We start from the raw sequence: 10,960 nt of genomic DNA, 5'->3' as shown, positions 1-10,960 counted from the left end.
GGGGGCGCCCTTTCGATAAATTGATGAACTGTCGCGCTTACGCGGCGGCCTTGACCCCTGCTTCGATCACGGCAGCTTCGACATATTGCTCGAACTGCTGGAAGTTTTCCTGGAAGCGGGCGCGGAGCTCGGAGGCGGTGGCATCGTAGCCAGCCTTGTTTTCCCAGCTGTTGCGCGGGTCGAGCACTTCCGACGGCACGCCCGGGCAGCTTTCCGGGATGTAGAGGCCGAAATGCGGCTCCTGTTTCACCGGCACGTCGTCCAGCTTGCCGGCGAGTGCGGCCCGGACCATGGCGCGGGTGAAGGCGATTGCCATACGCGTGGCGCCGGAGCCGGCGCGGCCGCCCTGCCAGCCCGTATTGACCAGCCAGCACGTTGCGCCGTGCTCGGCGATACGCTCGCGCAGCATCTCGCCATAGACGCTCGGATGGCGCGGCATGAAGGGCGCGCCGAAGCAGGTGGAGAAGGTCGCCTGCGGATCGTTGCCGAGACCTTTTTCCGTCCCGGCCACACGGGCTGTATACCCTGAGAGGAAGTGGTACATGGCCTGTTCAGGCGTCAGCTTGGAGATCGGCGGCAGTACGCCGAACGCGTCCGCCGTCAGCATCATGATGTGCTTCGGATGGGCCGCCGTGCCGGACAAGTCCGTGTTCGGAATATAGTGGATCGGATAACAGGAGCGGCTGTTCTCGGTCAGGCTGCCGTCGTCGAAATCGATCTCCCGGGTGTCCTGATCGTAGACCACGTTTTCCAACACCGTGCCGAAGCGCTGCGAGGCGGCGTAGATTTCTGGCTCGGCTTCTTCGGACAGGCGGATCACCTTGGCGTAGCAGCCACCCTCGAAATTGAAGATGCCCTTGTCGGACCAGCCATGCTCGTCATCGCCAAGCAGGATGCGGGTTCCGTCCGAGGAGAGGGTCGTCTTGCCGGTGCCGGAGAGGCCGAAGAAGATGGCGCTGTCGCCATTCTCCGCAACGTTCGCCGAGCAGTGCATCGGCATGACATTCCGGTCGGGCAGCAGGTGGTTCAGGATGCCGAAGATCGACTTCTTGATCTCGCCCGCGTACCAGCTGCCGCCGATGACGACGAGGCGCTTGTCGAAATTGACCAGGATGAAGGTCTCGGAATTCAGCCCGTCCGCTTCGCCCGCAGCCTGCAGGCCGGGGGCCTGGAGCACGGTGAATTGCGGCTCGAAGGTGTCGAGCTCCTTGCGCTCGGGGCGACGGAACATGTTCTTGGCGAAGAGATTGTGCCAGGCCGTCTCGGTCACCACGCGCACCGGCAGGCGATAGTCCTCGTCGGCGCCGGCATAGCAGTCGAGCACGTAGCAGTCGCGGCTCTGCATGTATCCGGCGAGACGCCGGTGCATTTCGTCGAACAGTTCCGGCGTGCAGGGCCGGTTCACCGAGCCCCAGTTGATCTGGTCGTGCACTGACGGTGTGTCGACGATGAATTTGTCCTTGGGAGAGCGGCCCGTATGTTTGCCGGTCTCGACCGCGAGCGCGCCGCCGGGGACGATCTGGCCCTCGTCATTGCGGATCGCATGTTCGTAAAGTTCCGCTTCGGAGAGGTTCCAGTAAGCGGTTCCGAGATTGAACAGCCCGTGCTGTTCCAGATCCTGCGCGGATCGTTCCTGGCCCATGTGACTCGTTTCCTCGATCTAGCTTCTTCTGACTCGGCGCGGAATTTTTAACTCTTTTGTACGGCCCCGCTCCGCTCGGGTCGGAAATTGTTACGGGTCTGTTTCAGCGATTGCAACCGCCCGGGCGGAGGTTTTCACGAAAAAATGCCAATTAGCCCGCGTCACTCTGCCGCGCTCGCTTCACCAGGGCGACGAGCGCCTTCCGGGTTTCGTCCGCATCGCGGACGGGGGCATCGTAATCGATCCGGGCAACCTCGCCGTCGAGCCGCAGGTCGCAGCCTTCCGGATCGCAGCCCGTCATTTCCCATCCCTCACCGGCGCGGCCGAGCAGGACAGAAGCATAGAGCTGGTTCGCGTCGGCGTGATCCTCGTTCATGTGGGCGACGATCCCGGCTTCCGCTTCTTCCAGTTCCGGCGCCCGCTCGGACAGGATATCCGCCGCCTCGACCCAGTGGATCTTGCCAAACCCGGCGACGATATGCGCCCGCTCGACATTCACCCGATAGAAGTTGAAATCCTTGAATTCGGCGAACATGCGGGCGCTCGGATGGCGACGCAGATAGCGTTCCGCCATGCGGTCGTCGTCGATCTTCTCTACCTGGCCAAGCACGGAAGCACGCGCGCCGGTCAGAGGTTCGGCGAGCCCGGCGGTGCCGTCGAAAAGCAGGGAGACACGGGGATCGGCTTTCAGGTTCGTCGTATGCTCGGCGAGGTCGGACAGCAGCAGCAGCGGGCTACCGTCCTGATCGACCGCGGCCATGACGAGAGAGCCGTAGGGCCAGCCATCCTTCCCCGCCATTCCGGTGGAGAGCGTCGCACGGTCGAGGGAGCGCATCAGGGAGCGGATTTGCGCTCCGGGGGAGAGCTCGCGGGTTTCTGCTTCGCTCATCTTCATCGCATCCTGTCATTTATCTTTAGCGGGAGTTGGGGCTATCAGAATGAAGCGTCGGGCGTGATGCAAGCGGCATGGTCGTGCCCCGCCGATATTTTCACCACGCGCCGAAACAATGCCTTGAGGAAGCCACAGCTTTGCCTCATTCCACCGCCATTCCCATATGCGGGTTAGAGGAAGGTTCCGGTCCGGCTGGTCCCGGAGAGCAGAAATGTGCAAAATCGGGGACGCCGTACTCCGGCGGAAAGGGTTGCAGACATGAATACGATTGCGCTGGTTGATGACGACCAGAATATTCTCACCTCTGTTTCCATCGCGCTTGAGGCCGAGGGTTTCGAGGTGCGCACCTTCAAGGACGGTGAGGAGGCACTGCGCGGGTTGACCCAGCGACCGGTGGATCTCGCCATTCTCGATATCAAGATGCCGCGTATGGATGGCATGGAGCTGTTGTCGCGCCTGCGCCGCCAGAGCGCGCTGCCGGTGATCTTCCTGACCTCGAAGGACGACGAGCTGGACGAGATGCTCGGCCTGAAGATGGGCGCGGACGATTATATCACCAAGCCGTTCTCCCAGCGTCTGCTCATCGAGCGTATCCGGGCGCTGCTACGGCGTCAGGAGCTGGCCCAGGACGAAGCCAATCCGGCCAGCGATTCCGTGCTCGCGCGCGGCGATCTGATGATGGACGGCTCGCGCCATCTCAGCGCCTGGAAGGGGCGGCCAGTACCACTGACCGTGACCGAGTTCCTGATCCTGCGTTCGCTCGCCACCCGCCCCGGGCATGTCAAGAACAGGGACCAGCTGATGGACGCCGCCTATGGCGATGCGGTCTATGTGGACGATCGGACCATCGACAGCCACATCAAGCGCATCCGCAAGAAGTTCAAGAGCGTGGATGACGATTTCGAGCAGATCGAGACGCTGTACGGGGTCGGTTACCGGTACCGTGACCCGGCCTTGGTGGCCGCTGGCCCGGCATGAGCCTGTCCTGGGGGGAGGGGCTTCGTGCCGTTCTGAGATGGCGCCGTCCGCAGACGACGACTGACAGCGCACAGAAACCGGAGATCTCGGCGACAGAGGAGAGCCCGCGCCGCAGGCCCAGAATTTCTGGACTGACGCTGCGTATCCTGGCGATCAATCTGTTCGCGGTCGCGATCCCGCTCTTTGGCCTCCTCTATATGGACCGCTACCAGGACAGCCTGATCGAGGCTGAACTGGAGGCCCTGACCCGCCAGGGCAGCATTTTTGCCAAGGGTGTCGCGGCGCTTGCTGTCGAACCTGAATTTTCCGAAGCAACGCAACTGTCCAAGGAACTGGTACGCCGCATGGTGCGGCATGCCTCGGACCAGTTCGGCACCCGCTTGCGCCTGTTTGCGCCGGATGGTCACCTGATGGCTGACAGCAACAGTTTCGGGCGCTCGGGCGGGGTGGTGCAGATCCGGCCTCTGGCGCCGCCGCGCGAGGCCGGCTTCGATCCCGGCCACTGGGCCGATACGGCCTACGATTTGCTGGTGAACTGGTTGCCCCGGCGCGGCGACTTTCCGCGTTACAAGGAAACGGCTGCCCAGCGGGCGCAAGATTACCCGGAGGCTGTCGACGCATTGCGGGGGCTGCGGGCGCAGGCCGTCAGGACAGCCCCGGATGGCGGCCTTATCCTGACCTCCGCCGTGCCCGTGCGTCGCTACAAGCAGGTGCTTGGCGCCCTGATGCTGAGTGTCGACGGCCACGAGGTCGACAAGGCGATGCGGGACGTGCGGTTCGAGATCCTGAGCGTGTTCGCCTTTGTCTTTGCCGTCACCATTCTGTTGTCGCTCTATCTTGCCGGCACTATCACCCGGCCGGTTCAGCGGCTTGCTGCCGCCGCCGAGCGCATCCGCCGTGACCGTACCCGGGAGACCGAGATCCCGGCCTTTGAAGGTCGCGATGACGAGATCGGCGATCTGGCCCGGGCGATGCGGGAAATGACAGAGGCACTCTGGCAACGGATGGACGCCATCGACCGGTTCGCCGCCGATGTTGCCCATGAGATCAAGAATCCGCTGACCTCTGTGCGCAGTGCTGTGGAGACGGCGGCGCGGGTGCAGGATCCGGAAAAACAGAAGAAGCTGATGGGGATCGTGCTTGACGACGTGCAGCGCCTCGACCGGTTGATCAGCGACATCTCCGAAGCCTCCCGGCTCGATGCGGAACTGTCCCGCTCCGGCGCCGAGACCGTCGATCTGGCGGCGATCCTGGCAACCCTGGCCGAAGTCTATGACGCCGCGGACAACAGCCACGGCGTGCGGGTCGAGACAACCGTGAACGGCTCCACCGATCTCCGCGTCCGGGGTAGCGAGAGCCGTCTTGTGCAGGTGATCCGCAATCTGGTGGCCAATGCGATTACCTTCTCGCCCGAACGCGGATCGGTGCGTCTGACCGCGGGGGCGGACCCGGTGGATGGCCGCGAGGTCATCATCACGGTTGAGGATGACGGGCCGGGGATTCCCGAAAACAAGCTCGACGCCATCTTCGACCGGTTCTATTCGGAGCGGCCGACGGGCGAGAAATTCGGCACCCATTCCGGTCTTGGCCTCAGCATCTCCAGGCAGATCGTCGAGGCGTCTTCCGGTCGGCTCTGGGCGGAGAACCGCACCGGCGTCGATGGCTCTGTCATTGGCGCGCGGTTCGTCATACGGTTGCCCCGCGTGATCAATTGACGGCTAAAGGGACCACGGCGGGGATCCGATGGAACTGGTATATGGCACGACGGTCGCCATTGACGGCCGCGCGGTTCTGCTGCGCGGTCCGAGTGGCAGCGGAAAGTCCGATCTGGCTCTGCGCCTGATCGAAGGCGGGGCCATGCTGGTGTCCGACGATCAGACCCGGCTGGTCCGTGAATCGGGCCGACTCGTTGCCAGCGCACCGGATACGATTGCGGGACAGCTTGAAGTGCGTGGTGTGGGTATCGTGCCCGTGGCCAACACAAGACGGTCGCCGCTCGATCTGGTCATCGATCTGGTGCCGCCGGAGCAGGTTGAGCGTTTTCCGGAGGCCGGAGCCTGCACCTATCTGGAGCTGACGGTTCCTCTGATCGCGCTTGCCCCGTTCGAGGCATCGGCCCCGGCAAAAGTGCGTCTTGCGCTCACTCACTATCCGGCCAAATAATGCGGCCCTCGGAAATGCGCGTTGAGGGGGAGATAGACGTGCAGGCATCCGCTGATGCAACCGGACAGCCGCTCAGGGTTGTTCTGGTGACTGGCCTTTCGGGCGCCGGTCGGACCACAAGCCTTAAAGCACTGGAAGATGCCGAGTTCGAAGCGGTCGACAATTTACCCTTGTCGCTGCTGCCGGCGCTGCTGGCGCCGCGCGCCGAGCCGGGCGGGGATCACCGGATCGCCGTCGGGATCGATACCAGAACCCGTGATTTCACACCGCAGAGGCTGAGCGCCGAGCTGGCGGCCCTGAGACAAAGAGCCGACGTCACGCTGACCGTGGTATTTCTCGACTGCGATACGGACGTGCTGATCCGCCGCTTTACCGAAACCCGGCGGCGCCATCCACTGGCGATCGACAGGCCGGTGGCGGACGGCATTCGCACCGAGCGCGAATTGCTGGCGCCGTTGCGCGAGCAGGCGGACGTGACCATCGACACCTCCCGTCTGACCACCGCCGATTTCAAGCGGGTCTTTGCCGAGCAAGTCGGCATTGCCGGCAGCAGCGGTCTGACGATCACCGTCACATCCTTCAGCTTCCGCCGCGGTGTGCCGCGCGAGGCCGACATGGTGTTCGATGTCCGTTTCTTGCGTAACCCGCATTATGATGATCGGCTGCGCCCGTTCGACGGCCGAAACGCGGAGGTCGCCGACTATGTTGCGGCGGACTCTGAGTTTTCGGCTTTTTACGAGCGCCTCGTCGGATTTCTGACTCCCCTGATGCCGCGTTTTCTGGCAGAGGGGAAGAGCTATCTCACCATTGCGGTGGGCTGCACCGGTGGACGGCACCGGTCCGTATTCGTGGCGGAAAAGCTTGCGAGAGAGTTGAAGGCGGACGGGCTTGCTGTCACTTTGTTGCACCGCGATGTCGATCGCAGCGGGCAGGAATGATCCGCATGAAAAAGAGTCGGCGCGACGGGACAGTGCTTAGAACACTGCAGGCAAGGGGCTAACCAGATGGACGCGGAGGCGAACGAATTGCCGATTGGCATCGTATTGGTAACGCACGGAAAACTCGCGGACGAGTTCCGTTCGGCGGTGGAACATGTTGTCGGGCCGCAGGAGCATCTGGCCACTGTCTGTATCGGTCCGGAGGACGATATGGAACAGCGCCGGGCCGAGATTCTGGAAAGCGTCGGGGCGGTGGATCAGGGAAAGGGCGTGATCGTGCTGACCGACATGTTCGGCGGTACGCCGTCGAACCTGGCCATCTCGATCATGGAAAAGGCGAATGTGGAAGTGCTCGCGGGCGCTAATCTGCCGATGTTGATCAAGCTGGCGAGCGTGCGGAACAGCATGGATCTCGCGGCGGCGGCGAACGAGGCGCAGGAGGCGGGACGCAAATATATCCGCATCGCATCTCAGGTTCTCGCCGGTGAATGACGTGATGGGAAACCGGTCGGCGGCGTCGTCCGCAGTGGAACGGGATTTGACCATCGTGAACCAGCGCGGCCTGCATGCGCGGGCGGCGGCGAAATTCGTCAAGTTGGCTGATACATTTGCGGCGGAGATTTCCGTGACCAAGGGCGACATGACAGTCTCGGGGCGGTCGATCATGGGGTTGATGATGCTGGCTGCCGCGCCGGGCTGTACCATCCATGTCGCTGCCGAAGGGGCGGACGCACAAGACGCGCTCGACGCCATCGCCAAACTTGTGGACGATAAATTCGACGAAGATTGAGGATCTGACCGCCATGGTTAAACGGGTATCCGAAAAAGGCGGGGAACGGATCATTGACGGGGTCGGCGTTTCCGCCGGGATCGCCATTGGCGTTGCTCATGTCGTCGAGACCGGTCTCGGCCAGCTACCGGAATACGAACTGGAGGACGCGCATGTCGAGGCGGAAGCCGAGCGGTTCCGCGCGGCTCTGGTCAAGGCACAGAAGCAGGTCGGCAAGCTGCGGCAAAAAACGGCGAACATGCCGGAATCGGTCGCGGAGGAATTAGCCCCGCTGCTCGACGCGCATGCCGCGATGCTCGGCTCCGGCCGGGTGGGGGCGGGCACCGAGGCGCTGATCCGCAAACGCAAGATCAACGCGGAAGCCGCCGTTCAATCGGTCGTGCATGAAATCAGCGAAGCCTTCGCTGCAATGAAGGACCCCTATCTCGCGGCCCGGATCAATGACGTGCGGGATGTGGCTGGCCGGATTTTGCGAAATCTCGCGGACAAGCCCTATCAGGCCTTTTCCGTCCTGCCGAAAAACGCGGTGATCATCGCGGACGAGCTCAGCCCAGCCGATACGGCGCTGCTTGATCCGACCAGGGTGGCGGCTTTGGTGACAACGACGGGCGGGCCGGAAGGCCACTCGGCGATCATGGCCCGGTCGATGGGGCTGCCAGCGGTTCTTGGTGTGCAGGGATTGCTCGCAAAGGTCCGGTCCGGGGAACAGGTGCTGGTCGATGGCGAGCACGGCCGGATCGTCGTCGCGCCGAGTGACGCAACTCTGGCGGAGTTCGAACGGAAGGCGGAGGCGCGCAAGCGGCTGGAGCGTCAGCTCGCGCGGTTGCGGTCGCTGCCGGCGGAAAGCCGGGACGGGGAGTGCATTTCCCTGCTGGCGAACCTTGAATTGCCACGGGATGTCGAAGGGGCAATGCGGTCAGGGGCCGAAGGTGTCGGCCTGCTGCGCACCGAATTCCTGTTCATGAACCGGGACACGCTGCCAAGCGAGGACGAGCAATATGCCGTGTTGCGGGGCATCGTCGAAGGCATGGGCGGTCTGCCGGTAACGATCCGGACGCTCGATGTCGGTGGTGACAAGATTTCTTCGGCGCTCGGCGGCAAGATCGGTATTTCGCCCAATCCCGCGCTCGGGCTGCGCGGGGTCCGGCTGTCCCTTGCGGAGCCGAAACTGTTCGAAACCCAGCTTGCCGCAATCCTGCGTGCGGGCGCGCACGGCCCGGTCCGGCTGCTGCTGCCGCTGATTTCCTCAGCGGAGCAGATCCGTCAATCCAGGCGTATTCTGACAAAGGTGGTCAAACGCCTGAAGCGCAAGGGTGTCCGTATCGCCGATCCCATACCGCCGCTGGGTGCGATGATCGAGGTCCCGTGCGCAGCCCTGATGGCCGACAGCCTGGCCCGCGAGGTCGACTATTTCGCCATCGGGACGAACGATCTGACCAGCTATGCGCTTGCCATCGATCGCAGCGACGATGCGGTGGCCGGGCTCTACAATCCGCTGCATCCGGCGGTGTTGCGGCTGATCCAGTTCACCGTCGATGCCGGGCACAGGGCCGGTATCCCAGTCAGCATCTGCGGCGAGATCGCGGGCGATCCGCGCTATACGCCGTTGCTGACAGGGCTCGGCGTACGGGAGCTGTCGATGTCCTCGCACAGCATTCCGCGTGTGAAGCAGAGGGTGCGTGCGCTCGACACCGGTGCGGCGACGCGCCGGGCGCTGGCGATCATGGATCAGGGCGATGAGGGCCGGATCTCCGCGCTGCTGGACGATTTCAACGACAGTCTCTAGTCTGCGCCAATTCCCTTCCTGCTCCTTCGGGTGAGCCCCATGACTTTCGTCTTGAATGCCGATGTGCTCAGCGCAATCGAACCGCCGATTGCCGAGTCCCAGACCTGGATTGCCGGCCGGACCTTTCCGGCGGAAAAGCCGCTGCTGGACCTGTCCCAGGCCGTGCCGAGCTATCCGCCGGCAAAAGAGCTGACGGATCATGTTGCCGCCCGCGCGGCCGATTTCGAGACAGCGCAATACTCCATGATCCGCGGCGTGGTGGAGCTTCGTCAGGAACTGGCGGACCACGTCGCGACCCGCTATGGCGGGGTGATCGGGCCGGAGAACGTGCTGATTTCGGCTGGTTGCAACCAGGCCTTCTGCATGGCGGTTCTCGCCATTGCGCAGGCCGGCGATGCCGTGATGCTGCCAGTGCCCTATTACTTCAATCACCAGATGTGGCTGGAAATGCAGGGGATCGACCCGATCCATCTGCCGTTCCGCTTTGACCGGGCCGGTGTGCCTGACCCGGAAGAGGCCCGCAAGATGCTGACCGACAAGACCAAAGCCATCGTGCTGGTCTCGCCGAACAACCCGACCGGCGCCGTCTATCCGCCAGAAGTCATCGCCGAATTCCGCGACCTTGCCGCCGAACGCGGTATCGCGTTGATCTTGGATGAGACCTACCGGGATTTTCTGGAAGACGAGAACGGCCCGCCGCATGACCTGTTCAGGGACGAGAAGTGGGGCGAGACGCTGATCCAGCTCTACAGCTTCTCCAAGACTTTCAGTCTGACCGGCTACCGCGCGGGTTCCGTGATGGCCGGCGCCAAGACCATCGACGCGGTGACCAAGATCATGGACACGATCCAGATCTGCACGCCGCGTATCTCGCAATATGCTGCGCTCTATGGCCTGCGCCATGTCTGGCCTTGGGTGGCTGAGAAGCGGGATATGCTGAAGGGGCGCAAGGAAGCGCTGGAGGCGGCTTTCCGGTCAAACGATCTCGGCTATGAGCTGGTTTCCGCTGGTGCCTATTTCTCCTATGTCCGGCATCCATTCGAGGATCTGAGCGCGAAGCAGGTGGCCCGCAAGCTGGCGGACGAGCAGAATATCCTGTGCCTGCCGGGCAGCTTCTTTGGCCCCGGTCAGGAGCGCTTTCTGCGCCTGGCTTTCGCCAACGCCAAAGCCGAGGATATGCCAGAGCTGGCGAAACGCCTGCGGGCGAGCCTTGCCGCATGACCGGAGCCCGGCCCTATGATCCGGCACGCGACGATCTCGCCGAGATTGTCACTCTGGTTCATCGCGCCTTCGCGCAGTACCGGGGCAAGCTCGAGCCGGAAAGTGGGGCGCTGACGGAAACGGTCGACAGTCTGCGCAAACGGCTGGAAAAGAACCGGCTGTTTCTGGCTGAGGATGACGGCAGGATCAGCGGCGCCGTCTTCGCCACGCAAAAAGGAGACGCTGTTTATCTCGACCGGCTGGCCGTCGATCCCGACGTGCGCTGCCGCGGCATTGCCCGCCGTCTGATTGAAGCTGTCGAGGCCCATGCCCGCGCCACAGGCGCCGCCCGGATCACCCTCGGCGTTCGCCTCGTCCTGCAGCACAATATCGAGTATTTCCGGCGCTGGGGCTTTGTTGAAACCGGCCGTCAGACCCATGCAGGCTTCGACGCCCCGACCTCGATGGATATGGAAAAACGGCTCTGATTCTCCCATGCAATAGGCGTTGAAATGCATGGCAATTGAAGAATCGTCACTTGGCGCTTATATTATCGTCAAATGACGATCAC

11 protein-coding genes are annotated in these 10,960 nt (G+C 63.1%); 9 read left to right on the top strand and 2 right to left on the bottom strand.

Annotated features, from left to right (window positions below):
- Positions 1 to 37: 37 nt before the first annotated feature.
- Positions 38 to 1,642 carry a phosphoenolpyruvate carboxykinase gene (locus IG629_RS18855; protein WP_193173465.1) on the bottom strand — a complete coding sequence of 535 codons (1,605 nt, stop codon included), beginning with the start codon at positions 1,640 to 1,642 and terminating at the stop codon, positions 38 to 40.
- A 151-nt stretch (positions 1,643 to 1,793) separates the two neighbouring features.
- Positions 1,794 to 2,531, bottom strand: coding sequence for a HugZ family pyridoxamine 5'-phosphate oxidase (locus IG629_RS18850; protein ID WP_226886927.1), 738 nt, complete (start codon positions 2,529 to 2,531; stop codon positions 1,794 to 1,796).
- A gap of 261 nt (positions 2,532 to 2,792) precedes the next feature.
- Between IG629_RS18850 and IG629_RS18845 the strand changes: the two genes are divergently transcribed.
- The 9 genes from IG629_RS18845 (at position 2,793) to IG629_RS18805 (ending at position 10,877) form a co-directional block, all read left to right on the top strand.
- Positions 2,793 to 3,512 carry a response regulator transcription factor gene (locus tag IG629_RS18845; protein ID WP_028467599.1) on the top strand — a complete coding sequence of 240 codons (720 nt, stop codon included), beginning with the start codon at positions 2,793 to 2,795 and terminating at the stop codon, positions 3,510 to 3,512.
- On the top strand, positions 3,509 to 5,227 hold the full coding sequence (locus IG629_RS18840) for a stimulus-sensing domain-containing protein (protein ID WP_226886926.1): 1,719 nt from the start codon (positions 3,509 to 3,511) through the stop codon (positions 5,225 to 5,227). The genes IG629_RS18845 and IG629_RS18840 overlap by 4 nt, the downstream gene beginning before the upstream one ends.
- A 28-nt stretch (positions 5,228 to 5,255) precedes the next feature.
- Positions 5,256 to 5,675, top strand: a complete 420-nt coding sequence (locus IG629_RS18835; RefSeq protein WP_193173463.1) for an HPr kinase/phosphorylase — start codon at positions 5,256 to 5,258, stop codon at positions 5,673 to 5,675.
- Between the two features lie 38 nt (positions 5,676 to 5,713).
- Positions 5,714 to 6,613 carry an RNase adapter RapZ gene (gene rapZ / locus IG629_RS18830; RefSeq protein WP_319025126.1) on the top strand — a complete coding sequence of 300 codons (900 nt, stop codon included), beginning with the start codon at positions 5,714 to 5,716 and terminating at the stop codon, positions 6,611 to 6,613.
- A gap of 66 nt (positions 6,614 to 6,679) precedes the next feature.
- Positions 6,680 to 7,105, top strand: a complete 426-nt coding sequence (locus IG629_RS18825; protein ID WP_193173461.1) for a PTS sugar transporter subunit IIA — start codon at positions 6,680 to 6,682, stop codon at positions 7,103 to 7,105.
- Between the two features lie 4 nt (positions 7,106 to 7,109).
- Entirely contained in the window at positions 7,110 to 7,403 is a 294-nt protein-coding gene (locus IG629_RS18820) for an HPr family phosphocarrier protein (protein WP_193173468.1), read from the top strand.
- 13 nt (positions 7,404 to 7,416) lie between these two features.
- A complete protein-coding gene (gene ptsP / locus IG629_RS18815) occupies positions 7,417 to 9,189 on the top strand; it encodes a phosphoenolpyruvate--protein phosphotransferase (RefSeq protein WP_193173460.1) in 1,773 nt (590 codons plus the stop codon).
- 39 nt (positions 9,190 to 9,228) lie between these two features.
- On the top strand, positions 9,229 to 10,410 hold the full coding sequence (locus IG629_RS18810) for an aminotransferase (RefSeq protein ID WP_193173459.1): 1,182 nt from the start codon (positions 9,229 to 9,231) through the stop codon (positions 10,408 to 10,410).
- Positions 10,407 to 10,877 carry a GNAT family N-acetyltransferase gene (locus IG629_RS18805; RefSeq protein ID WP_193173458.1) on the top strand — a complete coding sequence of 157 codons (471 nt, stop codon included), beginning with the start codon at positions 10,407 to 10,409 and terminating at the stop codon, positions 10,875 to 10,877. The genes IG629_RS18810 and IG629_RS18805 overlap by 4 nt, the downstream gene beginning before the upstream one ends.
- Positions 10,878 to 10,960 lie beyond the last annotated feature (83 nt).

It is taken from the genome of Nisaea nitritireducens, from assembly GCF_014904795.1.
In the GTDB taxonomy this organism is placed as follows: Bacteria; Pseudomonadota; Alphaproteobacteria; order Thalassobaculales; family Thalassobaculaceae; genus Nisaea; species Nisaea nitritireducens.
The sequence above is the reverse complement of the archived record's forward strand: the minus strand, read 5'-3'. Positions and strand labels throughout refer to the sequence as shown.